The organism is Pseudomonas sp. AD21 (assembly GCF_002878485.1).
In the GTDB taxonomy this organism is placed as follows: Bacteria; Pseudomonadota; Gammaproteobacteria; order Pseudomonadales; family Pseudomonadaceae; genus Aquipseudomonas.
Window position 1 is genome coordinate 29,033 of record NZ_NQYG01000040.1, and the last position, 22,693, is coordinate 51,725.

Below are 22,693 nucleotides of genomic sequence, written 5' to 3' on the forward strand. Positions count from 1 at the left end.
CATGACCTTCATGAGCCTGACCCCAAGCGCAGACCGCTTCAGCCACGATCACCAGTTTCTCGGCGCGTCCCACGACGAAAACGCCCGCCGCACCTTGTGGGTGGTGGCGCTGACGTTTGTGATGATGATCGGCGAGATCGCCGCCGGTTATATCACCGGATCCATGGCGTTGCTGGCCGACGGATTCCATATGGCGACCCACGCCGGCGCATTGGGCATTGCCGCGGCGGCTTACGGTTTCGCGAGGCGCAACGCGAACAACCGGCGCTACAGTTTCGGTACCGGCAAGGTCGGCGATCTGGCCGGTTTCGCCTCGGCGATGGTGCTGGGGCTGGTGTCGCTGGGCATTGCTGGCGAGTCGATTTTTCGTTTGTTCGAACCGACCACCGTGGCGTTTGGCGAAGCGACCGTGATTGCCATTGTCGGGTTGGGCGTAAACATCCTCAGTGCCTTCCTGCTGATGGGCCATCACGGTCATGGTCACGGCCATCAGCATGACCACGGTCACGAACATCATCACCATCACGACAACAACCTGCGCTCGGCCTACGTCCACGTGCTGGCTGACGCCCTGACCTCGGTGCTGGCAATTGCCGCGTTGCTGGCCGGGCGTTACCTCGGTTGGGTATGGCTGGACCCGGTGATGGGTATTGTCGGCGCAATCGTCATCGCCAAGTGGGCCTACAACCTGATGCGCGACAGCGCTGCGGTGCTGCTCGACGCCACTGATGAGCCCGTGGCGGCGGAGATCCGCGAGCTGCTGGAAACCTCCGACGATGTGCGCATCAGCGATCTGCACGTCTGGCAGGTCGGCCCGCAGGCGCGGGCGGCGATTGTCAGTGTGGTGGCAGCCGCCGGCGTCACCGCGCAGGCGATTCGCGAGCGGTTGGCGCCAGTGCATGAGCTGTCGCACCTGACCATCGAGTTGCACAGCGCTTAAGGCTGTACCGCGCTGAACAGCGCAATCCGTCCATTGAGAGATGGGCGGTAATGCCAGGCCAGTCGCTGCAGATTCACACCCTGCTCAAGGATTTCTTTGACAGTCGCAGCGGCAATGCTCAGCGCCAGCGCTTGCCCCGGACGCTGATGCCGCCCGCTGCCAAAGCTGAAACTGCGCCGATTCGGACGATCGAGCAATAATCGATCAGGCTGTTCATTTAACGAGGAATCGCGATTGGCCGAGGCCAGCAACACCAGAATCACCTCGCCAGCCTCGACCCGCACGCCATCGATCTCACAGGATTGCGCAACAAAACGCCGGGTGTTTTGCACTGGCGGATCAAGGCGCTGAACCTCGGCCAGCAGCGCATCCACTGATGCGTGGCGCAAATCAGGGTGACGCCGCAGCGCCACCAAGGCATTGCCGATCAGCCCGGCAGTCCCCTCAAACGTCTGCGAACAGAGTCCGATCAGGTTGGCGATCAGGGTTTCTTCATCGCCTTCAAATCGCTGGCCGATGGCCTTGAGCAATTCGCCAGGCGGTTCTGCCAGCAACTCGATGAAATAACCGCGTAGCTGCTCAGCGGCAGCATGGGCTGCCGCCAGTTGCAGATCATTGCTCAGTGGCGAAAGGCAGGCGACGAAATCCGCCGTCAGCTCACTGATCGTTCGACCCTGTGCCGGGCTGAACCCCAGCAGCGAGGCGACCACGCACACCGGGCCACGAAACATCGCCTTATATAAGCCGTCGGCATCCGCTGTCATCAATCGCGCCGCCACCAGTGCGCGGACCTGGTTGTCATCGATCAACTGCAGCGCGGGTTCGACCGCTGAGCGTGGACAGCGCTGGCGTTCGCCGTCATTCATCCGCATCAACTGAGCAAATACTCGCCCGGCCATGCCCGAGGCAATCGCCTTGGGCACCGGTTCCTGGACTGGTCGCACCCGGCAATCGGCATGCGCCAACACCGCACACACCGCGCGGGCGCTGCTGGCCACCCACAGTTTCAGTTCGTGATGAAAGATCAATCCGCCCTGAGCGCGCAATTCGGCGTAGTAGGGATAGGGATCGGCGTGCGTCGCAGCGATGATCGGGTCCATGGTTCACAGCCTTGTCGTCAGGAAAGTGATGCGAGTATCTTCAGTTCGCAGCGACGACGATTCGTCGGGGAGCGAAATATGCACGCAGAACATCAAGACATCGGCGTCTCGCAAGTGGCTGCCGCCATCGCCGAACCGGCACGCACGAAAATCCTCTGCTCGCTGATGGACGGCCATGCTCGCACCAGCACCGAGCTGGCGGCCATCGCCGAAGTCCGTGCCTCGACCGCCAGTGCGCACCTGAGCAAGCTCAAGGATCTGGCCTTGGTGCGCTTGCACGTACAGGGCCGTCATCGTTATTACAGCCTCGCCGACCCACGCGTGGCGCAAGCGCTGGAAGCCTTGATGGTGATCGGCCAGAACGCAGCACCCACTTTCAAACCGCACACGCCGGACCGTCTGCAATTCGCCCGCACCTGCTATGACCACATGGCCGGGACGCTCGCGGTGTTGCTGCACGACCGCATGCTGGAAGCGGGGTGGCTGGTGGCAACCGACGAACAGGCCTATCGCCTGAGCGACAGCGGCGAGGCGTTGTTCGAGGGCTTGGGCATCGAGGCGCAGGACTTGAGTACCTTGCGCCGCAAATTCGCCTGCCCGTGCCTGGACTGGAGCATGCGCCGACCGCATCTGGGCGGTTCGCTGGGGGCGGCGCTGTTGCACACGGCGTTGAAGCGCAAGTGGGTCACGCAGGATCTGGACAGTCGGGCGCTGGCACTGACGACGCTGGGGCGCAGGGAGATCGGGGTGCGGTTCGGGGTCGAGTTGCCGGTAGAAGCACAGAGCAAAAGGTCGCAGCCTGCGGCAGTTCCTGCAGGTAACCGCGCACCTTTGTAGGATCCTGTGTTTGCACCTTGTGCCAATCCGATAGACTCGATACTGTACGCATAACCAGTATCGAGTCTTCGCCATGCAACTCATCGACAAGCTCGGCATTCTCGCCGACGCCGCCAAGTATGACGCCTCCTGCGCCAGCAGCGGCGCGCCCAAGCGCAGCTCCGAAGGCAAGAGCGGGCTGGGCTCGACCGATGGCATGGGCATCTGCCACAGCTACACGCCGGACGGGCGCTGCGTCTCGTTGCTGAAGGTATTGCTGACCAATTTCTGCCTCTACGACTGCCAATATTGCGTCAACCGCCGCTCCAGCGATGTGCCGCGCGCGCGTTTCACGCCGGAGGAAGTGGTCACGCTGACCCTGGATTTCTACCGGCGCAACTGCGTCAGCGGGTTGTTTCTCAGTTCGGGGATCATTCGCTCGGCGGACTACACCATGGAGCAACTGGTGCGGGTCGCGAAATTGCTGCGCGAAGAGCACGAGTTTCGCGGCTATATCCACCTCAAGACCATTCCCGAGGCGGACCCGGCACTGATCGAGGAAGCAGGGCGCTACGCTGATCGCCTGAGCGTCAACATCGAATTGCCCACCGACGCCAGCCTGCAAACCCTGGCGCCGGAGAAGCAGATCGGTTCGATCAAGCAGGCGATGAATACCATCTACACCGGCGTGCAAACGGTGCTCAACGAACCCCGTTCGGCGAAGTTCGCCCCGGCCGGGCAGAGTACGCAAATGATCGTCGGCGCCGATGACACCGACGACAGCACGATTTTGCACAGCGCCCAGTCCCTGTACGGCAACTACCGCTTGCGGCGCGTTTATTATTCGGCCTTCAGCCCGATCCCTGACAGCCCGAAAAGCGTGCCGCTGGCCGCACCACCGCTGATGCGTGAGCACCGTTTGTATCAGGCCGACTTCCTCCTGCGCAGCTATGGTTACAGCGCCGGCGAATTGCTCAAGGGACCGGGCAATCTGGCCTTGGACATCGACCCGAAACTGGCGTGGGCGCTACAGAATCGCGAGGTGTTTCCGCTGGACCTGAATCGCGCCGAACCGTCACTGATCGCGCGCATCCCGGGCATTGGCCTGCGCACCACCGAACGTCTGGTGCAATTGCGCCAGCAACGGCGCATCCGCTACGAAGACGTGGCGCGCATGCGCTGTGTGCTGGCCAAGGCCAAGCCGTTCATCATCACCTGCGACTACCACCCGCAGCAGGCCGAAGTCACCAGCCAGATGCTTTATCAGCAGTTACGCGACCGACCGATGCCGCAGCAGATGGGGTTGTGGGGATGATCAATCTCGATTGCGATGACCTGTTCGACACCTGGCGGCAACAGGCGCGCTGGTTGCTTAGTCATGAGATCGACCCGAGTCTGGTGAGCTGGGCGTCGGAAGGCGTGGCTGATCTGTTTGCCAGTGACGTGCAGGTGCCCGAAGGGCAGGGACCGTTCCAGGCACGCATCCCCCGCGCATTGCTCGACACCCTCGAACAAGCCGCCCGATACCGTGGCGAGCAGCGCTGGAGTCTGCTGTATGAAGTGCTGTGGCGAGTCAGCCACGGCGACCGCACGGCGATGATGGCCGGTGACAAGCTCGGCAGCGAGTTGCAACGGCGGATCAAACAGGTGCAGCGCGAAGCTCACCATCTGCATGCGTTCGTGCGTTTCATCGAGCGCCCGCAGGATCAGCCAGGCCCGCAATACGTGGCGTGGCACGAACCGGCCCACGACATCCTGCACAGCGCCAGTGAGCATTTTGTCGGACGCATGGGCCGACACCGCTGGTTGATTGTCACGCCGCGCGACGGTGTCTATTACGATGGCGCACAACTGATTCATCAGCGCCAGTGTCCCATTGAATGGCAGCAACTGGCGCAAAACGTCGACGATCCCCAGGGCGATCTGTGGCTGACCTATTACAGTCACATCTTCAACCCGGCGCGATTGAACGAGAAGGTCATGCAGGGGCATCTGCCGGCACGGTTCTGGAAGAACCTGCCGGAAGGGGAGTTGATCCCCGGGTTGATCACCCAGGCGCGGATGGGCAAGCAGCAGAATGGCCAGGCCAGTGGGATTGCCGGGCGTGCGGGCAAGCGGATCGCGTTGAAATAGTCTGAACGCATGCAGTGAGCTCAGCGGGTTGCCGAAGCCATCAACAGACCGAAACCGGCAAAGGTCACGCCCGAGACTTTCGCCGCCAGCCACGATCCTTTCGGGCTCGACAGCCAACCTTTGGCGGCATTGGCGAGCAGGGCATAGCTGCCGTGCACTAGAATCACCAATACCGCGTAAGAGGCCACCAGTTTGAAGAATTGCGGGTAAAAAGCCTGTTGCGTGTCGATGAACTGCGGGAACACAGCCAGAAAGAAGAAGATGGCTTTGGGATTGAGAAACTGCAGCGAGGCTGCCTCCAGAAAACGGTAGCCCGGGCGAGAAGGGCGCACCTGTTGCAAGGTACGGAAACGATCCGAACGCCAACTCTTGAAACCCAGGTACAGCAGGTAAGCTGCCCCGGCGTATTTCAGCACGGTGAAGGCCGTCGCCGAGGCGCTGAGGAGCAGGCCGACACTGGTGGCGCTGAGGGCGGCAACCACGAAAGCCCCCGAGGCGATCCCCAGAATCCCTGGCACCGCGCCGGTCCAGCCCAGGCGCACGGCGTTGGACAGGGTCAGCACCACCCCAGGGCCAGGGCTTAAAATAGTCAGGGCTGCGAACAGGACAAAGAGGCCGTAGCTGTGCATAGTGTTGCTCCGTCGAATCGCGTGTCTGCGTGCAGGCAGATTGGCGTGGCGACAAAGCGCTGACAAATGCTTTAAATGCAGCGCACATGTGACTAAATTAGACGCATGAAAAATCAACTTCCCCCGCTCAATGCGGTTCGCGCTTTTGCTGTAGCTGCCCGCCATCAGAGCTTCAGTCTGGCGGCCGAAGAACTGCATGTCAGCCACAGTGCAGTCAGCCGCCACGTCAAACTGCTTGAAGAGCACCTGGGCGTCTTGCTGTTTGAACGGCGTGTTCGGCAATCGCTGTTGACACCGGCCGGCCAGCGTTTTTATCAGCAAGTCAGTGCGGGTCTGGCGCAGATTGCCGACGCCGCTGCCGAGTTGAAACAGCAGGCGGCGCGGCCGATGGTCAAGATCAATGTCCGGCCGTCCTTCGCCCTGTTATGGCTCACGCCTCGATTGGCGGACTTCACGGCGCAGCATCCGCATATCGAGCCGCAGGTGATCACTCAGACCCAGTCCCCCGATCCGGCACGGGATGATTTCGACATTGTCATCCGTCGTGGCCGCGACGACTGGGCGCCGTCGCTTGAGGCGCAGGCATTGTTCGAAGACGAGTTGGTGCTGGTCGCGGCGCCGGCATTGATTGAGCGACTGCCGTTGGCAAACCTCGCAGGTCTCAGTGCTCATATCTTGCTGACCGTCAGGGCGCGGCGCGAAGACTGGCATCACTGGGCCATGCACTTCGGGCAAGGCCAGAGCTGCACGCAGGTTATCCGCCAGTTTGATTACATGCACCGGGTACTTGAGGCTGCTGTGGAGGGCGAGGGTCTCGCGCTGTGTCCGACCACGTTGCTGGGCACGCATTTGTCGAGCGGTCGGCTGGTCTGCCCGTTGCCGGACTTGCGCATGCCACTGCCTCGTTATTACTACGGCATTGCACCGCAAGCGTCGGCGCACACCAACGTGTTCATTGAGTGGTTACACAACCAGCGCCCATGAAAAAGCCCCCATCGATCGCTCGATGGGGGCTTTTGTGCATCAGCAGCCGTCAGATCAAACCTTGATGATCCAGCCCGCTGGCGCTTCGATGTCGCCGGTCTGCACGCCGGTCAGCTCTTTGTAGAGTTTCTGGGTGACCGGGCCGACTTCGGTTTCGCTGTGGAACACGTGCAGGTGGTCGTTGTAGCTGATGCCGCCGATCGGGGTGATCACCGCAGCGGTACCGCAGGCACCGGCTTCCTTGAAGTCCGACAGTTTGTCGATCAGCACGTCGCCTTCAACCACTTCCAGGCCCAGACGGGTCTTGGCCAGTTCGATCAGCGACAGGCGGGTGATACCTGGCAGCACCGACGGCGAGTTCGGGGTGATGAACTTGTTGTCGTGGGTGATCCCGAAGAAGTTGGCCGAACCGACTTCCTCGATCTTGGTGTGGGTCATCGGGTCCAGGTAGATCGCGTCGGCAAAGTTGGCTTTCTTCGCTTTCGAGCCAGGCATCAGGCTGGCTGCGTAGTTGCCGCCGACCTTGGCCGCGCCGGTGCCTTGTGGAGCCGCACGGTCATAGCTGGAGATCTGGAAGTTGTGCGGGGTCAGGCCGCCCTTGAAGTAGGCGCCAACCGGGATGCAGAAGATCGAGAAGATGAACTCGGGTGCCGTGCGCACGCCGATGTTGTCACCCACGCCGATCACGAACGGACGCAGGTACAGGGCGCCACCGGTGCCGTACGGCGGGATGAAACGCTCGTTGGCGCGAACCACGGCTTTGCAGGCTTCGATGAACTGCTCGGTGTCGACCGTCGGCATCAGCAGACGCGCGCAACTGCGTTGCATACGCAGGGCGTTCTGGTCCGGGCGGAACAGGTTGATCGAGCCGTCTTTGCAACGATAGGCCTTCATGCCTTCGAAGCATTGCTGGCCATAGTGAAGGGCAGTCGAGCCTTCGCTGATGTGCAGCACATTGTCTTCGGTCAGGGTGCCTTTGTCCCACTCGCCATTGCGAAAGTACGACAGATAGCGTTTGTCGGTCTTGATGTAGTCAAAACCCAGCTTGTCCCAATTGATGCTTTCGTTACCCATGACACCCTCTATCACTGAACAACCGTCGAAACGGTTCAAGGCTTCTGACGTTTTTTTGGATGGGCACAACAATACTTCATTCTTGAGCGGTTTCGCAGCCGGAATTCGCTCCACTGATCGTTCCCATGCTTGATCGTTCCTACGCTCTGCGTGGGAATGCCTCATCGGACGCTCCGCGTTCGGCTTTTGGGACTCAGAGCGTCCCCGGCTGCATTCCCACGCAGAGCGTGGGAACGATCAACGCCGCTACAGGTGCAGCGCATGCCCGAGGGCACGCAACGCCGCTTCCTGCACCGCTTCACCCAGTGTCGGGTGCGCATGAATGGTGCCGCCGATGTCTTCCAGCCGCGCGCCCATTTCCAGGCTTTGCGCGAACGCGGTCGACAACTCCGAAACACCTGCGCCGACCGCCTGCCAGCCGACAATCACATGATTGTCGCGACGCGCGACCACCCGCACGAAGCCGCTTTTCGACTCCAGGGTCATCGCCCGGCCGTTGGCGGCGAACGGGAAGCTCGACACGATGCAGTCCAGACCGGCAGCCTTGGCCTCGTCCGGGGTCTGGCCGACCACCACCAGTTCCGGATCGGTGAAGCACACGGCGGCGATGGCGGTCGGGTTGAATTCACGGTGCTTGCCGCTGATCAGCTCGGCAACCATTTCGCCCTGGGCCATGGCGCGGTGCGCGAGCATCGGTTCGCCGCTCAGGTCGCCGATGGCGTAGACGTTGCGCATGCTGGTCTGGCAGCGGCTGTCGATCTTGATCGCCGAACCGTTCATGTCCAGGTTCAGCGCTTCAAGGTTCCAGCCCTGAGTGTTCGGCTTGCGCCCGACCGCCACCAGCACCTGATCGGTTTGCAGATTCAGGGTTTCGCCTTCTGGACCGCGCACCTGCAAGGTGCCGTCGAAACCCAGCACGCTGTGCTTGAGATAGAGCTTCACGCCCAGTTGCTTCAACGCGTCATGCACCGGTTGCGTCAGTTCGGCGTCGTACGCCGGCAGGATGCGATCCTGCGCCTCGACCACGCTGACCTCGGCGCCGAGCTTGCGATAAGCAATGCCCAGCTCCAGACCGATGTAACCACCACCCACCACCACCAGCCGTTTTGGCACGAATTTCGGCACAAGCGCTTCGGTAGAGGAGATGATCGGCCCGCCAATTGGCAGGATCGGCAGATTGACGCTGGTCGAACCGGTCGCGAGCACCAAGTGCTCGCACTGGATCCGCGTGTCGCCGACGTCAACGGTTTTGCCGTCGATGACCTTGGCCCAGCCATTAATGACCTGGACCTTGTTCTTTTTCAGCAGCGCCGCGACGCCGGTGGTCAGGCGATCAACAATGCCGTCCTTCCACTCGACGCTTTTAGTGATGTCGAGGGTCGGCGCCGCAACGCTGATGCCCAGCGCCGAATGCTGGCTGTGGTGTTGGGTCTGGTGGAACTGCTCGGCCACGTGAATCAGTGCTTTGGACGGGATGCAACCGATGTTCAGGCATGTACCGCCCAGTGATTGGCCTTCGACCAGGATCGTCGAAATGCCCAGTTGCCCGGCGCGAATCGCCGTGACGTAACCGCCGGGGCCGCCGCCAATGATCAGCAGCGTGGTGTTCAAAGTCTGCATTGCATCACTCCACAAACAGGGTCGCGGGTTGTTCGAGCAAGCCACGAATGGCCTGGATGAAGAGCGCCGCGTCCATGCCGTCGACCACGCGGTGATCGAAGGAGCTGGAGAGGTTCATCATCTTGCGGATCACCACCTGGCCTTTGACGACCATTGGCCGTTCGACGATTTTGTTGACGCCGACGATTGCCACTTCCGGCAGGTTCAGCACCGGGGTGCTGACGATGCCGCCCAACGCACCGAGGCTGGTCAGGGTGATGGTCGAGCCGGACAATTCGTCGCGGCTGGCCTTGCCATTGCGTGCGGCGTTAGCCAAACGCGAGATTTGCGCGGCGCTGTCCCACAGGCTGCGCGCCTCGGCGTGACGCACCACCGGCACCATCAGGCCGACATCGCTTTGCGTGGCGACACCGACATGCACCGCGCCGAGGCGGGTGATGACCTGGGCTTCGTCATCGTAACGGGCGTTCATCTGCGGGAAGTCGCGCAGGGCCACGACCAGTGCGCGAACGAGGAACGGCAGCAAGGTTAACTTGCCCCGGCTGGCGCCGTGTTTTTCGTTCAGATGCGCGCGCAGTTCTTCAATTGCGGTGACGTCGATTTCTTCGACGTAGCTGAAGTGCGCGGCACGCTGGGTGGCGTCCTGCATGCGCTGGGCGATCTTGCGGCGCATGCCGATAACCTGAATCTGTTCTTCATCGTGACGCTGGGCGTAAGCGGCAGCCACGGGTGCCGAGGCGTTTGACTGACCTTGCGCCAGATAGGCTTCCAGGTCTTCGTGCAATACACGACCGGCCGGGCCGGAACCGCGTACCAGGCGCAATTGAATGCCCAGATCCAGCGCATGTTTGCGCACGGCCGGCGAGGCCAGCGGACGTTCATCGGCTTCACGGGCAACCATCGGGCCTTGGCAGACAGCAGCCGGGCGCGGTGCAGCAGCGGCAGCAGGTTTGCTCTCGACCACCGTTGCAGCTTTCGGCGCAACCGGCGCCTCTTTAACAGGTGCTGGCGCGGTGGACTCTTTCAAGTTACCGGCCCCTTCAACCTCGATGCTGATCAGCACACTGCCGACCGCCATCACTTCACCCGGCTGACCGCCGAGCGCAATGACCTTTCCGTGCACCGGCGATGGAATATCGACCATTGCCTTGTCGGTCATCACGTCCGCCAGCACCTGGTCTTCAACCACCAGGTCGCCGACCTTGACGTGCCACTGCGACAGCTCTACTTCTGCGATGCCTTCGCCGATGTCCGGCATCTTGATAACGTGCGTGCCCATTCAGACCTCCATGACCCGTTTCAACGCCGCGCCCACTCGGGACGGCCCTGGGAAATACGCCCACTCTTGCGCGTGCGGGTAGGGGGTGTCCCAACCGGTGACGCGCTCGATCGGCGCTTCCAGGTGATGGAAGCAATGCTCTTGCACCAGCGAAACCAGCTCGGCGCCGAAACCGCAGGTGCGGGTGGCTTCGTGCACCACCACGCAGCGGCCGGTTTTCTTCACCGACTTGACGATGGTTTCCAGATCCAGCGGCCACAGGCTGCGCAGGTCGATGACTTCGGCGTCAACGCCACTTTCTTCAGCGGCAACTTGCGACACGTACACGGTGGTGCCGTAGGTCAGCACGGTCACGTCCTTGCCCGGACGGGTGATCGCGGCGACGTCCAGCGGCACGGTGTAGTAACCGTCCGGAACTTGCGCTTGCGGGTGTTTCGACCACGGGGTTACGGGGCGGTCGTGGTGGCCGTCGAACGGGCCGTTGTACAGGCGTTTCGGCTCAAGGAAGATCACCGGGTCATCGTTTTCGATCGAGGCGATCAGCAGGCCTTTGGCGTCATACGGGTTGGACGGCATGACCGTACGCAGACCGCAAACCTGAGTGAACATCGCCTCGATGCTCTGACTGTGGGTCTGGCCACCATAAATGCCGCCGCCGCAAGGCATGCGCAGGGTCATCGGCGCGGTGAACTCGCCGGCCGAGCGGTACCGCAGGCGCGCCGCTTCGGAAATGATCTGGTCGGAAGCCGGGTAAACGTAGTCGGCGAACTGAATCTCGGCGACCGGACGCAGGCCGTATGCACCCATGCCCACCGCCACACCGACGATGCCGCTTTCGGAAATCGGCGCGTCGAATACCCGCGAGGTGCCGTACTTGGTCTGCAGGCCTTCGGTGCAACGGAACACGCCGCCGAAGTAGCCGACGTCCTGACCGAACACGACGACGTTGTCATCACGCTCAAGCATCACATCCATGGCCGAGCGCAGGGCCTGGATCATGGTCATGGTGGTCGTGGTCATGGCGGTTTCCAACTGAATATTGTTGTTGTGATCGTTCATGTCAGATCCCCAACTGCTGACGCTGGCGCTTCAAGTGCTCCGGCATCTCTTTGTAGACGTCTTCGAACATGGTCGCGGCGCTCGGAATCTGGCCGCCGGCGAGGGTGCCGTACTGTTCGGCCTGTTTCTGCGCGGCAATCACTTCTGCTTCAAGCTCGGCGCTGACGGCGGCGTGATCTTCTTCCGACCAGTGGCCGACCTTGATCAGGTGCTGCTTCAGGCGGGCAATCGGGTCGCCCAGCGGGAAGTGGCTCCAGTCATCGGCCGGACGGTATTTGGACGGATCGTCGGAGGTCGAGTGCGGGCCGGCGCGGTAGGTGACCCATTCGATCATGGTCGGACCGAGGTTGCGCCGGGCGCGTTCGGCAGCCCAGGCGGAAGCGGCGTAGACCGCGTAGAAGTCGTTGCCGTCGACGCGCAGCGACGCGATGCCGCAACCGACGCCGCGTCCGGCGAAGGTGGTGGCTTCACCACCGGCAATGGCCTGGAAGGTCGAGATCGCCCATTGGTTGTTGACCACGTTGAGGATCACCGGCGCGCGGTAAACGTGAGCGAAGGTGAGGGCGGTGTGGAAGTCCGATTCGGCGGTGGCGCCGTCACCGATCCACGCCGAGGCGATTTTGGTGTCGCCCTTGATCGCCGAGGCCATGCCCCAGCCGACGGCCTGAATGAACTGGGTGGCGAGGTTGCCGGAGATGGTGAAGAAACCGGCGTCCTTGACCGAGTACATGATCGGCAACTGGCGGCCCTTGAGCGGATCGCGCTCGTTGGACAGCAGTTGGCAGATCAGGTCGACCAGCGGCACTTCGCGGGCCATCAGGATGCTTTGCTGGCGGTAGGTCGGGAAGCACATGTCGTCGATGTTCAAGGCCAGGGCCTGGGCGCTGCCGATGGCTTCTTCGCCAAGGCTCTGCATGTAGAACGACATTTTTTTCTGCCGCTGGGCGACCACCATGCGGTTGTCGTAGATCCGCGTCTTGAGCATGGCGCGCATGCCCTTGCGAAGGATCTCGACCGGCACGTTTTCAGCCCACGGGCCGAGAGCGTTGCCTTGATCGTCGAGCACACGGATCAGGCCACGGGCCAGGTCGGCGGTGTCGGCAGGTTCAACGTCGATGGAAGGTTTGCGCACCGTGCCGGCATCGGTCAGATGCAGGTAGGAGAAGTCGGTTTTGCAGCCTGGACGGCCCGAAGGTTCAGGGACGTGCAGACGCAGCGGTTCATACGCTTGGGTCATGGCTTCTACGCTCGATCTTGTGAATTTCTTGTAGTGAGCTGGCAGTCATTCTTCGGTAGAAGAAATCTTGTCCTACAACAATCATAGGCCCGGCCAAGAAGAATATTTCTCTCTGTTTCGTTGCGCTGGAGACGATTTGCAGATAGAAATTCTGCATAAACATAAAAAACAGGTGGTTTTGTCTCATGCGCAAACTGGACCGTACCGACATCGGCATTCTCAACAGCCTTCAGGAGAATGCGCGCATCACCAACGCCGACCTCGCACGCTCGGTGAATCTGTCGCCGACGCCGTGTTTCAACCGGGTCAAGGCGATGGAGGAATTAGGCCTGATTCGTGAGCAGGTGACACTGCTGGACGCCGACCTGCTGGGCCTGCATGTCAACGTGTTCATTCACGTCAGCCTGGAGAAGCAGGTCGAGGAGGCACTGCAGCATTTCGAAGAGGCGATCTCCGACCGCCCCGAGGTGATGGAGTGCTACCTGATGGCCGGCGACCCGGACTATCTGATCCGGGTGTTGGTGCCGACGATTCAGTCGCTGGAGCGGTTCATGATGGACTTTCTGACCAAGGTGCCGGGGGTGGCGAACATTCGGTCGAGTTTTGCGTTGAAGCAGGTGCGGTACAAGACGGCGCTGCCGTTGCCGGCGAATGGGTTGACGTTGGGGACGTGAAGATCAAAAGATCGCAGCCTTCGGCAGCTCCTACATGCTGATCGTTCCCACGCTCCGCGTGGTAATGCAGCCCGTGACGCTCTGCGTCACTTCCCGAAGCGGAACGCGGAGCGTCCCCGGGGGCATTCCCACGCAGAGCGTGGGAACGATCAATTTCTCCTGTAGGAGCTGCCGCAGGCTGCGATCTTTTGACGTTAAAGCTTATTGATCGGGATCTTCAGATACACCACGCCATTGTCCTCGGCCGCCGGGAAATTCCCCGCCCGCACATTCACCTGAATCGCCGGCAGTAACAGTGTCGGCATGCCCAGCCCGGCATCGCGTTTGGTGCGCATCTCGACAAACGCCGCCTCATCAATCCCGTCGTGCACATGAATATTGCTTTTGCGCTGCTCGCCGACGGTGGTCTGGCAGTGCGCAGCGCGGCCTTCGGGTGGGTAGTCGTGGCAGACGTAGAGTCTGACGCTGGCGGGGAAGGCCAGCAGTTTGTGGATCGAATTGAACAGTTGATGCGCGTTGCCGCCGGGAAAGTCGCAGCGGGCGGTGCCGACGTCGGGCATGAACAGCGTGTCGCCAACCAGAATCTGTTCACCGTCGATCAGGTAGGCCATGTCTGCCGGCGTATGGCCGGGGACGTGCAGGGCGGTGGCCTTGAGGTTGCCGATCATGAACGCCTCGTTAGGCGCGAACAGGTGATCGAACTGCGAGCCGTCGACGCAGAATTCCGGTTCCAGATTGAACAGTGCCTTGAACACGTTCTGCACTTTGCTGATCGACTCGCCAATCGCGATCTTGCCGCCCAGTTCGCGGCGCAGGTACGGCGCGGCGGACAGGTGGTCGGCGTGGGCGTGGGTTTCCAGCAGCCATTGCACCTGCAAGCGGTGTTCACGCACAAACGCGATGATCTTGTCGGCCTGCGCGGTGCAGGTGCGACCGGCAGCGCCGTCGTAGCCGAGTACCGGATCAACGATTGCACACTGCCCGCCATCGTCTTCATAGACCACGTAGCTGTAGGTCGAGGAGGCGGGGTCGAGGAAAGCTTCAATCTGCGCGGGCATGGACACGAACCTGAACAAGGGAAATGGGTTGCAACACTTTATATAAAAACATAATGTTCGCAGCTTAAGTGACGTTGAAGGCATCGTGCAAATGCAATCCAGTCTGACCGAATGTGAAGTCGCCCAATTGCGGGCGTCCGCCTCCAAGGCCTGCGCGCTGCTCAAGGCGCTGGCCAACGAGGATCGGCTGTTGATCCTGTGCCAGTTGACCCAGGGCGAGCGCAACGTCGGCGAGCTGGAAAAAATGACTGGTGTGCGCCAGCCGACCCTGTCCCAGCAACTGGGCATCCTGCGCGATGAAGGGCTGGTGGCGACCCGTCGCGAAGGCAAATACATTTTTTACGGCCTGGCCAGTCCTGAAGTCATCCAGGTGATGAAGACCCTGTCCGGGTTGTATTGCGGGGCGGTGCTCAAGAGCTGGGGTCACCCATAAATGCTAGCTCACACACTAACCCTGTAGGAGTGAGCCTGCTCGCGATAGCGGTGTATCTGTCGGCTGACCCACCGCTATCGCGAGCAGGCTCACTCCTACAATGGATTTGAGTGATGGCTGGAAAAAACTTGCGTGCAGCAATAAGGAACAAGCAATGAACGATCAACACTGGGGCTCATCCATCAGTGCAGATATCGTGGTCATCGGCGGCGGCACCGCTGGCATCGGCTTCGTCGCCAGTCTGCTCAAGCGTGATCCCACTCTGAAAATCACCGTGATCGAGCCGAGCGCCCAGCACTACTACCAACCGGCGTGGACGCTGGTCGGTGGTGGCGCCTACGACGTCAAAGACACCGCTCGACCGATGAGCCAGGTGATGCCGCGTCAGGCCACCTGGATTCAAGCGGCGGTAACCGCTATCGATCCGGATGCCCGCCAACTCACGCTCAACGATCAACGCCGCGTCACCTACCAGAACCTGATCGTCTGCCCCGGCCTGCGTCTGGCCTGGGAGAAAATCGAAGGCCTGCAGGAAAGCCTCGGCCAGTACGGCGTGACTTCCAACTACAGCTATCAGCATTCGCAATACACCTGGGATCAGGTGCAGAAACTGCGCGGCGGCAAGGCGCTGTTCACTCAGCCGGCGATGCCGATCAAATGCGCCGGCGCGCCGCAGAAGGCGTTGTACCTGTCGTGCGATCACTGGCGCAAAACCGGCGTGCTGAACAACGTCGAGGTTGAATTCAACCTGGCCGGCGCGGCGCTGTTCGGCGTCGCCACGTTTGTACCGCCACTGATGAAATACATCGAAAAATACAACGCGCAACTGGCCTTCAACAGCAATCTGGTCAAGGTCGACGGCCCGGCGAAAACCGCGTGGTTCGAGGTCAAGGACGCCGACGGCAACGTCACCCGTGAAGCGAAAACCTTCGATTTGCTACACGTGGTGCCGCCGCAAGTCTCGCCGGATTTCGTCGCGCAAAGTCCGCTGGCCGACGCCGCTGGCTGGTGCGAGGTCAATCCGCACAGCCTGCAGCATCCGCGTTACCCGGAGGTGTTCGGCGTAGGTGACATCTGCGGCACCACTAACGCGAAAACCGCTGCTGCCGTGCGCAAGCAGGTGGTTGTCGTCGCCGAAAACCTCTTGGCCCTGCGCAAGCAACAGCCGTTGCCACTGAAGTACGACGGTTACGGTTCGTGCCCGCTGACGGTGGAGAAGGGCAAGGTGATCCTCGCCGAGTTCGGCTACGGCGCAAAGTTGCTGCCGACCTTCGCCCTCGATGCGACCGTGCCGCGCCGTTCGGCGTGGTTTCTCAAGGCGACGCTGCTGCCGTGGTTCTACTGGAACGGCATGCTCAAGGGCCGCGAGTGGCTGACCGGCCTGTCCAAAGTCGACTGAGAACTCCCTATGTTGCTGGCAAGTCTGTTTGGCGTGGTGATGGGGTTGATTCTAGGGCTGACCGGGGCGGGCGGCGGGATTCTCGCGGTGCCGGCGCTGGTGCTCGGCCTGGGTTGGAGCATGACCCAGGCCGCGCCCGTGGCGTTGTTCGCCGTGGGCAGTGCGGCGGCGGTCGGGGCGATCGACGGTTTGCGTCATGGACTGGTGCGCTATCGCGCGGCGCTGCTGATTGCCGCGCTCGGCGCGGTGTTTTCGCCGTTGGGCATCTACTTTGCGCACCAGTTGCCGGAGAAAATCCTGATGATCCTCTTCAGCCTGCTGATGGTCATGGTCGCCTGGCGGATGTTGCGCCGTGAGCGCCAGCAGGAGGGGCCGAGCGATCACGGTCACGCGAGCTGGGGGCAGAAGAACTGCATGCTCAACGAGCAGACCGGTCGTTTCGACTGGACCGCCAAATGCACCGCGACCCTCGCGGCATTGGGTGCGGTGACAGGCGTGGTTTCGGGGTTGCTCGGCGTCGGCGGCGGCTTCCTGATCGTGCCGGCGTTCAAGCAACTGACCGATGTGCAGATGCGCGGGATCGTTGCGACGTCGCTGATGGTGATCAGCCTGATTTCAGTGATTGGCGTGATCGGATCGTTTCACGCAGGCGTGCGGATTGACGCACAGGGTGCGGCGTTTATCGTGGCCAGCGTGGTCGGCATGATCATCGGCCGCAAACTGTGCGCCCGGGTTCCGGCGCGGGCGTTGCAGGTTGGGTTTGCCGGTGTGTGTCTGGTGGTCGCCGGTTATATGTTGCTGCGCGCCTGAAAAGGTCGCAGCTCAATCGATCAACGGATTCTTCTCGGTCAGCACGATCTGGTCCTTGCGCATGAAACTCGCTTTCGGATGCGTTTGTGCGTACCTAATGAAACGTTCCTTTAAACAATTCTTACGAATTAAACTATGTGCACATCCCGGTGGGAGCGGGCTTGCTCCGGATGAGTGTGAAACCGATGATTTTGCGGCAAACTTCAGTCATCTCCAGCACAAGGCCATTCAATGGATCAATACGCCCCGCGCAACTGGCAGCCTCACGAGAAGCCCAGTCTGCCTGGTTCCCCATCGACGCCGCTGCATTCCAGCCGCAAGCGCCTGGCCTATGCGCTGGTTGGGCTGCTGGTGGCGGTGACCGGTGGTTTGGGCAACTCGCTGGTGGTCGCCAACCTGCCTTACCTGCAAGGCGCGCTGGGCGCGACCACCGCGGAGATGGCCTGGCTACCGGCCGCGTATGTGATGACCAACGTCTCGATGAACCTGCTGCTGGTGAAGTTTCGCCAGCAGTTCGGCCTGCGCGCATTCACCGAGGTGTTTCTGGTGCTGTATGCGCTGGTGACTTTCGGCCATCTGTTCGTCAACGACCTGAGTTCGGCCATCGCAGTGCGTGCGGCCCACGGCATGGTCGGTGCCGCCTTGAGTTCGTTGGGCCTGTATTACATGGTCCAGGCGTTTCCGGCCAAGTGGCGGTTGAAGGCGCTGGTGCTGGGGCTTGGCGCCTCGCAACTGGCTCTGCCGCTGGCGCGATTGTTTTCCGAAGACCTGTTGCAGATCGCTGAATGGCGCGGCTTGTACCTGTTCGAGCTAGGCATGGCCTTGCTGTCGCTGGGCTGCGTGCTGATGCTCAAGTTGCCGCCGGGTGACCGTTTCAAAACTTTCGAACCGCTGGATTTCCTCACCTTTGCGATCCTCGCCAGCGGCGTGGCACTGCTCTGCGCGGTGCTGTCACTGGGGCGCATCGACTGGTGGCTGGAAGCCGACTGGATTGGCTACGCGCTCGCTGCCTCGATTGCCTTGATCCTCGCCGGCCTGGCCATTGAGCATAACCGCAGCAACCCGATGTTGATGACCCGTTGGCTCGGCAGCGGCACGATGATCCGCCTGGCGTTGGCGGTGACCCTGATTCGCATGGTCACCTCGGAGCAGTCCACCGGCGCGGTCGGTTTCATGCAGAACCTGAACATGGGCTACGAGCAGTTGCACAGCCTGTACGTGGTGATGCTGATCGGCAGCATCGCCGGGTTGGCGACCAGCGCGCTGACCATCGACCCCAAGCACCTGCTGATGCCGCTGATCATCTCGCTGGCGCTGATGGCCACCGGCTCGGTGATGGACAGTTTCTCCAACAACCTGACCCGCCCGGCGAACCTGTACTTCAGCCAGTTCCTCCTGGCCTTCGGCAGCACGTTTTTCCTCGGCCCGACCATGGTCTTCGGCACCCGCAACGTGTTGACCAATCCGCGCAATCTGGTGAGTTTTTCGGTGTTGTTCGGGATCTGCAACAACCTCGGCGGCTTGCTGGGCGCGGCGCTGTTGGGCACGTTCCAGATCGCGCGCGAGAAATTCCATTCCAGCCACCTCGTCGAGCACCTGACGCTGTCCGACCCGCTGGTTGCCGCCCGTGTGCAGAGCGGCGGATCGGCTTATGGCTCCTTGCTGGCCGACCCGAGCCTGCGCAACCTGGCCGGGATTCGCAGCCTGTCGAATGCCGCGACCCGCGAAGCCAACGTGCTGGCCTACAACGATGTATTCATGCTGATCGCCGTGATTGCGGTGCTGACCATGATCTGGCTTTCCATTCGTGCGCTGTGGCTGATGAGCACCACCAAAGCCGTCGACCCTGCGCCTTCCGTACCTTCTAGCGGTGCCGCTACTTCATGACCGAACCGACCACCACAACCACCAACGCCATCGCTGCCACCCCGGAAGGCGTGGCGCCGCCGTCCTCGCCGAACACCGAGCCGCGCTCGCTGCGGGTGCGGATCATCTCGTCGCTGGGTTTTGCCGCGATTGCCATCGTCGGCGTGCTGATCGTGCTGTACGCCTGGCAACTGCCACCGTTCAGCAGTGCGGTCGAGACCACCGAAAACGCCCTGGTGCGCGGGCAGGTGACGATCATCGGGCCACAGCTCAGCGGCTATGTGTATGAAGTACCGGTGCAGGACTTCCAGTTCGTCAAGGCCGGCGATTTGCTGGTGCGCCTGGACGACCGGATTTATCAGCAGCACCTCGATCAGGCACTGGCGCAACTGGCGGTGCAGAAGGCCTCGCTGGCAAATGTGGTGCAGCAGCGCAACAGCGCCGAAGCGACAATCAAATTGCGCCAGGCGGTGGTTGCCGACAGTGAGGCCCAGTTGCGCAAAAGCGAGGCGGACCTGCGGCGCAACAAGGAGTTGGTGAGTGACGGCTCGGTGTCCAAACGCGAAATGGATGTGGCCCTGGCTGCCAACGCGCAAGGCATCGCCGCTGTGGCGCAAGCCAAGGCCAATCTGGAAATCGCCCGTCAGGACCTGCAAACGGTGATCGTCAATCGTGGCTCGCTGGAAGCGGCGGTGGCCAGTGCCGAAGCGGCGGTGCAACTGGCGCGGATCGATTTGTCGAACACCCGCATCGTCGCCCCGCGTGATGGCCAGCTCGGGCAGATCGGTGTGCGCCTAGGCGCTTACGTCAACTCCGGGGCGCAGTTGATGGCGCTGGTGCCGAACCAGAAATGGGTGATCGCCAACATGAAGGAAACCCAGATGGACAACGTGCGCGTCGGGCAACCGGTGCGCTTCACTGTCGATGCCTTGAACCACCGCAAGTTCACCGGCCATGTGCAGCACATTTCGCCCGGCACCGGTTCGGAGTTCGCCCTGTTGCAGGCCGACAACGCCACCGGCAACTTCGTGAAAATCGCCCAACGGGTGCCGGTACGGATCACCATCGACCCGGATCAGCAGGAAGAGGAACGCTTGCGCCCGGGGATGTCGGTGGTGGTCAGCATCGATACCTCCAAAGGCGATACGCAACCGCACTGATCAACTCATAACCCTGTGGGAGCGGGCTTGCTCGCGAACGCGGTGTGTCAGTTGATATTTGCGTATCTGACACGCCGCATTCGCGAGCAAGCCCGCTCCCACAGTTTGAGCTGTGTTCAGGCGGAAATCATCGGCGGCAGGGTGCCCAGCAGCGAAACGGCTGCAACAGCACCCATCCCCAGCATCCATTCCAGCACCACACTGCGCTTGAGAGCGGCCATGCGCTGCTGGCAATCATCAATCCGCAAGCGGTTGAACAGCGCCAGTGCGAGCATGCCCAGCACCAGCGTGGCCTTGATCAGCAGAATCAGGGCAAAACCGCTGAACAGAGGCGTCGGCCACCATTGGCCGGTGAGCACGCGGACGTTGATCAGCCCGGTGAGCAGCAGGCCTGCGACGACCGCGTAACCGACACCGCTGAAGCGCTGCAGGATCCGGCTCATCGGCTCACCTGGCTGGCGCAAAATCAGCACCAGCAGCAACAAACCACCGAGCCATGCGGCTACGCACGTCAGGTGAATGATCTGGTTGAGGATCAGCAGTTGCCCGCTGAGGCCATCGAGCATTGCGCCGTGACCGACCGGCGCCAGCGTCGCCAACAACAGCGCACTCAAGCCCAGACGCAACGGTGCGCTCGAACGCCACGGCGTGAACAGCAACGCCAGCAAGAGCGCGTTGATCAGCAGATGCCAACGCCAGACCTGACCAAAAAAGGTGTTGCCGAGTACCAGCACCAGTGTGTCCGGATCGAATGCGGCCGCCGCCGAACCGGCCATGCTCGCGGTGATCAACAGCGCCCAGGTGCCGCCGCTGAGTAGCGCAATCGTCGTCAGCCAGCGCGCGAGTCGTGCCAGATGCCGATCCAGTGTCGGCACTGGCGCCTTGAGCAGCAGCGGCCGAAACAGCCAGACGCCGAACAGCATCAACACCGCGCTGAAATGCACAAAGCGGCACAGCACCAGCGCTTCACTCATGAATTACTGGCCGACTTTGAACTGATAGCCGCCTTCGCTCTTGTGCGTATCGACCGACACCGCGTGCCATTCGACCTTGTACTCACCGGCGCTGAGCGGCGCAGCAGGGGTGACGATCAGGGTTTTCTTGTCGCCTTCGGTGCTCAAAGGTTTGAGCGCGACCGCGGCGCCATCGTGGGTCAGGGTGACTTTGGTGAAACTGGCTTCGACGCCTTCGGAGAAGGTCAGGCGCAGGTCGGCCGGTGCGGCGACGGTGCTGTCGGCGGCCGGCGTCTGGCTTTTCAGGTGGGCGTGGGCGAAGACGGAAGTCGCGGCGAGCAGGGAGGCGAGCAGGGCAGTGGTGGTCAGGACGTTCTTGAGCAGCATCGCGGATACCTCTGAGGCAGGAACAAAGAGGTGCCCAGTTTACTCATCCGCGTGCGTCTGTACGAAGTTTCGGTTTCAGCGGTCGCTCCGGCACCAGAGCGGGTGCTAGTCTTGGGCAACGCTGTTGTCAGGGAGCCCACATGGGCAATCACAAGATCGAGATTCGTCGCAGTAACGTCGAGAAAATCCTTCTGGCGGCGGAAAAAGTCTTCGCCGAAAAAGGCTTCGGCGGCACCGCCATGGCCGACATCGCTGCTGAAGTGCAATTGCCGCGTTCCAATCTGCATTACTACTTTTCGACCAAAAGCGAACTGTACAGCGCGGTGCTGTTCGATCTGCTGGAAGTGTGGAAGCAGGACGCGCTGTGCTTCGAGATGTTCGACGACCCGCGAGTGGTGCTCAGCAGCTACATCCGCGCCAAGATGAACCACTCGCGCAGCCGGCCCTACGGGTCGAAGGTCTGGGCCAACGAGATCATCCACGGTGCGCCGACCTTGGGCGAGGCGCTGGATGTCAGCCTGTATGACTGGGCGAAAATGAAGGAAGCGAAGATCCGCCAGTGGGTCGAAGACCAGCGGATTCTGCCGGTGGAACCGTCGAGCCTGCTGTACATGATCTGGGCCTCGACCCAGCATTACGCCGACTTCGATCATCAGGTGAATATTCTGAATGAGCACCAGCCGCTGTCGGACATGCAGTTCGAGCGGGCGGTACAGACGGTGACCAGTGTGATTTTGCGCGGGATCGGGCTGGAGCCTTGATTTTGGTGGTGTAGCTGCTGGCCCCTTCGCGAGCAAGCCCGCTCCCACAGTAGGAATGCATTCCAGATGTAGAAGCTGCTGGCCCCTTTGCGAGCAAGCCCGCTCCCACAGTAGGAATGCATTCCAGATGTAGAAGCTGCTGGCCCCTTTGCGAGCAAGCCCGCTCCCACAGTAGGAATGCATTCCAGATGTAGAAGCTGCTGGCCCCTTCGCGAGCAAGCCCGCTCCCACAGTAGGAATGCATTCCAGATGTAGAAGCTGCTGGCCCCTTTGCGAGCAAGCCCGCTCCCACAGTAGGAATGCATTCCAGATGTAGAAGCT

General features: G+C 61.5%; 22 protein-coding genes. 12 read left to right on the forward strand and 10 right to left on the reverse strand.

Features of this window, described 5'->3' with window-relative positions:
• Window positions 1–10: 10 nt before the first annotated feature.
• A complete protein-coding gene (gene dmeF / locus PseAD21_RS20645; RefSeq protein ID WP_102357487.1) occupies window positions 11–940 on the forward strand; it encodes a CDF family Co(II)/Ni(II) efflux transporter DmeF in 930 nt (309 codons plus the stop codon).
• Here the strand turns inward: dmeF and PseAD21_RS20650 are convergent.
• Window positions 937–2,040, reverse strand: coding sequence for a cytochrome P450 (locus PseAD21_RS20650; protein ID WP_102357458.1), 1,104 nt, complete (start codon window positions 2,038–2,040; stop codon window positions 937–939). The two genes, dmeF and PseAD21_RS20650, sit on opposite strands and share 4 nt — an antisense overlap.
• Before the next feature lie 78 nt (window positions 2,041–2,118).
• Here PseAD21_RS20650 and PseAD21_RS20655 point away from each other — a divergent pair, with 78 nt between their 5' ends.
• From PseAD21_RS20655 to PseAD21_RS20665, 3 genes are all read left to right on the forward strand, one after another.
• Window positions 2,119–2,877, forward strand: a complete 759-nt coding sequence (locus PseAD21_RS20655; RefSeq protein ID WP_102357460.1) for a helix-turn-helix transcriptional regulator — start codon at window positions 2,119–2,121, stop codon at window positions 2,875–2,877.
• Window positions 2,878–2,950: 73 nt separating this feature from the next.
• The gene (locus PseAD21_RS20660; RefSeq protein ID WP_102357461.1) at window positions 2,951–4,171 is read left to right on the forward strand and encodes a putative DNA modification/repair radical SAM protein; all 1,221 of its coding nucleotides are present in this window, start codon (window positions 2,951–2,953) and stop codon (window positions 4,169–4,171) included.
• Complete coding sequence (locus PseAD21_RS20665) at window positions 4,168–4,989, forward strand: TIGR03915 family putative DNA repair protein (RefSeq protein WP_102357463.1); 822 nt, start codon at window positions 4,168–4,170, stop codon at window positions 4,987–4,989. Before PseAD21_RS20660 ends, PseAD21_RS20665 begins: the two co-directional genes overlap by 4 nt.
• A 20-nt stretch (window positions 4,990–5,009) precedes the next feature.
• Here the strand turns inward: PseAD21_RS20665 and PseAD21_RS20670 are convergent, their stop codons facing one another.
• On the reverse strand, window positions 5,010–5,618 hold the full coding sequence (locus PseAD21_RS20670; RefSeq protein WP_102357464.1) for a LysE family translocator: 609 nt from the start codon (window positions 5,616–5,618) through the stop codon (window positions 5,010–5,012).
• 105 nt (window positions 5,619–5,723) lie between these two features.
• Here PseAD21_RS20670 and PseAD21_RS20675 point away from each other — a divergent pair, with 105 nt between their 5' ends.
• Window positions 5,724–6,602 (forward strand): LysR substrate-binding domain-containing protein, encoded by an 879-nt coding sequence (locus tag PseAD21_RS20675; RefSeq protein ID WP_102357466.1) that lies wholly within the window; start codon window positions 5,724–5,726, stop codon window positions 6,600–6,602.
• A gap of 54 nt (window positions 6,603–6,656) precedes the next feature.
• Here the strand turns inward: PseAD21_RS20675 and PseAD21_RS20680 are convergent, their stop codons facing one another.
• From PseAD21_RS20680 to PseAD21_RS20700, 5 genes are all read right to left on the reverse strand, one after another.
• Entirely contained in the window at window positions 6,657–7,676 is a 1,020-nt protein-coding gene (locus tag PseAD21_RS20680; RefSeq protein WP_102357468.1) for a branched-chain amino acid aminotransferase, read from the reverse strand.
• A gap of 246 nt (window positions 7,677–7,922) precedes the next feature.
• Window positions 7,923–9,296 (reverse strand): dihydrolipoyl dehydrogenase, encoded by a 1,374-nt coding sequence (gene lpdA, locus PseAD21_RS20685; protein ID WP_102357470.1) that lies wholly within the window; start codon window positions 9,294–9,296, stop codon window positions 7,923–7,925.
• Window positions 9,297–9,300: 4 nt separating this feature from the next.
• Window positions 9,301–10,575 carry a dihydrolipoamide acetyltransferase family protein gene (locus tag PseAD21_RS20690; protein ID WP_102357471.1) on the reverse strand — a complete coding sequence of 425 codons (1,275 nt, stop codon included), beginning with the start codon at window positions 10,573–10,575 and terminating at the stop codon, window positions 9,301–9,303.
• Complete coding sequence (locus PseAD21_RS20695; RefSeq protein WP_003224000.1) at window positions 10,576–11,634, reverse strand: alpha-ketoacid dehydrogenase subunit beta; 1,059 nt, start codon at window positions 11,632–11,634, stop codon at window positions 10,576–10,578.
• Between the two features lies 1 nt (window position 11,635).
• Window positions 11,636–12,871 carry a 3-methyl-2-oxobutanoate dehydrogenase (2-methylpropanoyl-transferring) subunit alpha gene (locus tag PseAD21_RS20700; protein ID WP_102357473.1) on the reverse strand — a complete coding sequence of 412 codons (1,236 nt, stop codon included), beginning with the start codon at window positions 12,869–12,871 and terminating at the stop codon, window positions 11,636–11,638.
• Between the two features lie 185 nt (window positions 12,872–13,056).
• Between PseAD21_RS20700 and bkdR the strand changes: the two genes are divergently transcribed.
• A complete protein-coding gene (bkdR, locus tag PseAD21_RS20710; RefSeq protein ID WP_008059350.1) occupies window positions 13,057–13,545 on the forward strand; it encodes a Bkd operon transcriptional regulator BkdR in 489 nt (162 codons plus the stop codon).
• 194 nt (window positions 13,546–13,739) lie between these two features.
• Here bkdR and PseAD21_RS20715 read toward each other — a convergent pair whose 3' ends face one another.
• Window positions 13,740–14,603 carry an MBL fold metallo-hydrolase gene (locus tag PseAD21_RS20715; RefSeq protein ID WP_102357476.1) on the reverse strand — a complete coding sequence of 288 codons (864 nt, stop codon included), beginning with the start codon at window positions 14,601–14,603 and terminating at the stop codon, window positions 13,740–13,742.
• 91 nt (window positions 14,604–14,694) lie between these two features.
• On the opposite strand from PseAD21_RS20715, the gene PseAD21_RS20720 reads away from it, so the two are divergent.
• From PseAD21_RS20720 to PseAD21_RS20740, 5 genes are all read left to right on the forward strand, one after another.
• On the forward strand, window positions 14,695–15,036 hold the full coding sequence (locus tag PseAD21_RS20720; protein WP_003224002.1) for a helix-turn-helix transcriptional regulator: 342 nt from the start codon (window positions 14,695–14,697) through the stop codon (window positions 15,034–15,036).
• Between the two features lie 154 nt (window positions 15,037–15,190).
• Window positions 15,191–16,435 (forward strand): FAD/NAD(P)-binding oxidoreductase, encoded by a 1,245-nt coding sequence (locus PseAD21_RS20725; protein WP_102357478.1) that lies wholly within the window; start codon window positions 15,191–15,193, stop codon window positions 16,433–16,435.
• 9 nt (window positions 16,436–16,444) lie between these two features.
• A complete protein-coding gene (locus tag PseAD21_RS20730; protein WP_102357479.1) occupies window positions 16,445–17,245 on the forward strand; it encodes a sulfite exporter TauE/SafE family protein in 801 nt (266 codons plus the stop codon).
• Window positions 17,246–17,476: 231 nt separating this feature from the next.
• Entirely contained in the window at window positions 17,477–19,132 is a 1,656-nt protein-coding gene (locus PseAD21_RS20735; protein WP_102357481.1) for an MFS transporter, read from the forward strand.
• A complete protein-coding gene (locus tag PseAD21_RS20740) occupies window positions 19,129–20,271 on the forward strand; it encodes an HlyD family secretion protein (RefSeq protein WP_102357483.1) in 1,143 nt (380 codons plus the stop codon). The genes PseAD21_RS20735 and PseAD21_RS20740 overlap by 4 nt, the downstream gene beginning before the upstream one ends.
• Before the next feature lie 116 nt (window positions 20,272–20,387).
• Here PseAD21_RS20740 and copD read toward each other — a convergent pair whose 3' ends face one another.
• Both copD and copC read right to left on the reverse strand, forming a co-directional pair.
• On the reverse strand, window positions 20,388–21,245 hold the full coding sequence (gene copD / locus PseAD21_RS20745) for a copper homeostasis membrane protein CopD (protein WP_102357484.1): 858 nt from the start codon (window positions 21,243–21,245) through the stop codon (window positions 20,388–20,390).
• 3 nt (window positions 21,246–21,248) lie between these two features.
• The gene (copC, locus tag PseAD21_RS20750; protein ID WP_102357485.1) at window positions 21,249–21,611 is read right to left on the reverse strand and encodes a copper homeostasis periplasmic binding protein CopC; all 363 of its coding nucleotides are present in this window, start codon (window positions 21,609–21,611) and stop codon (window positions 21,249–21,251) included.
• A gap of 140 nt (window positions 21,612–21,751) precedes the next feature.
• Here copC and PseAD21_RS20755 point away from each other — a divergent pair, with 140 nt between their 5' ends.
• Window positions 21,752–22,372, forward strand: a complete 621-nt coding sequence (locus PseAD21_RS20755; RefSeq protein WP_064587091.1) for a TetR/AcrR family transcriptional regulator — start codon at window positions 21,752–21,754, stop codon at window positions 22,370–22,372.
• The last annotated feature ends 321 nt before the right edge of the window (window positions 22,373–22,693 follow it).

Excerpts from the sequence above, each read along its gene's own strand:
- PseAD21_RS20755 (WP_064587091.1), top strand. The coding sequence starts at position 21,752 with ATGGGCAATCACAAGATCGAGATTCGTCGCAGTAACGTCGAGAAAATC.
- PseAD21_RS20670 (WP_102357464.1), bottom strand. The coding sequence starts at position 5,618 with ATGCACAGCTACGGCCTCTTTGTCCTGTTCGCAGCCCTGACTATTTTA.
- PseAD21_RS20655 (WP_102357460.1), top strand. The coding sequence starts at position 2,119 with ATGCACGCAGAACATCAAGACATCGGCGTCTCGCAAGTGGCTGCCGCC.
- PseAD21_RS20700 (WP_102357473.1), bottom strand. The coding sequence starts at position 12,871 with ATGACCCAAGCGTATGAACCGCTGCGTCTGCACGTCCCTGAACCTTCG.
- PseAD21_RS20730 (WP_102357479.1), top strand. The coding sequence starts at position 16,445 with ATGTTGCTGGCAAGTCTGTTTGGCGTGGTGATGGGGTTGATTCTAGGG.
- PseAD21_RS20740 (WP_102357483.1), top strand. The coding sequence starts at position 19,129 with ATGACCGAACCGACCACCACAACCACCAACGCCATCGCTGCCACCCCG.
- PseAD21_RS20720 (WP_003224002.1), top strand. The coding sequence starts at position 14,695 with ATGCAATCCAGTCTGACCGAATGTGAAGTCGCCCAATTGCGGGCGTCC.
- lpdA (WP_102357470.1), bottom strand. The coding sequence starts at position 9,296 with ATGCAGACTTTGAACACCACGCTGCTGATCATTGGCGGCGGCCCCGGC.
- dmeF (WP_102357487.1), top strand. The coding sequence starts at position 11 with ATGAGCCTGACCCCAAGCGCAGACCGCTTCAGCCACGATCACCAGTTT.
- PseAD21_RS20660 (WP_102357461.1), top strand. The coding sequence starts at position 2,951 with ATGCAACTCATCGACAAGCTCGGCATTCTCGCCGACGCCGCCAAGTAT.
- bkdR (WP_008059350.1), top strand. The coding sequence starts at position 13,057 with ATGCGCAAACTGGACCGTACCGACATCGGCATTCTCAACAGCCTTCAG.
- PseAD21_RS20665 (WP_102357463.1), top strand. The coding sequence starts at position 4,168 with ATGATCAATCTCGATTGCGATGACCTGTTCGACACCTGGCGGCAACAG.
- copD (WP_102357484.1), bottom strand. The coding sequence starts at position 21,245 with ATGAGTGAAGCGCTGGTGCTGTGCCGCTTTGTGCATTTCAGCGCGGTG.
- PseAD21_RS20735 (WP_102357481.1), top strand. The coding sequence starts at position 17,477 with ATGGATCAATACGCCCCGCGCAACTGGCAGCCTCACGAGAAGCCCAGT.
- PseAD21_RS20695 (WP_003224000.1), bottom strand. The coding sequence starts at position 11,634 with ATGAACGATCACAACAACAATATTCAGTTGGAAACCGCCATGACCACG.
- PseAD21_RS20680 (WP_102357468.1), bottom strand. The coding sequence starts at position 7,676 with ATGGGTAACGAAAGCATCAATTGGGACAAGCTGGGTTTTGACTACATC.
- copC (WP_102357485.1), bottom strand. The coding sequence starts at position 21,611 with ATGCTGCTCAAGAACGTCCTGACCACCACTGCCCTGCTCGCCTCCCTG.
- PseAD21_RS20690 (WP_102357471.1), bottom strand. The coding sequence starts at position 10,575 with ATGGGCACGCACGTTATCAAGATGCCGGACATCGGCGAAGGCATCGCA.
- PseAD21_RS20675 (WP_102357466.1), top strand. The coding sequence starts at position 5,724 with ATGAAAAATCAACTTCCCCCGCTCAATGCGGTTCGCGCTTTTGCTGTA.
- PseAD21_RS20650 (WP_102357458.1), bottom strand. The coding sequence starts at position 2,040 with ATGGACCCGATCATCGCTGCGACGCACGCCGATCCCTATCCCTACTAC.
- PseAD21_RS20715 (WP_102357476.1), bottom strand. The coding sequence starts at position 14,603 with ATGCCCGCGCAGATTGAAGCTTTCCTCGACCCCGCCTCCTCGACCTAC.
- PseAD21_RS20725 (WP_102357478.1), top strand. The coding sequence starts at position 15,191 with ATGAACGATCAACACTGGGGCTCATCCATCAGTGCAGATATCGTGGTC.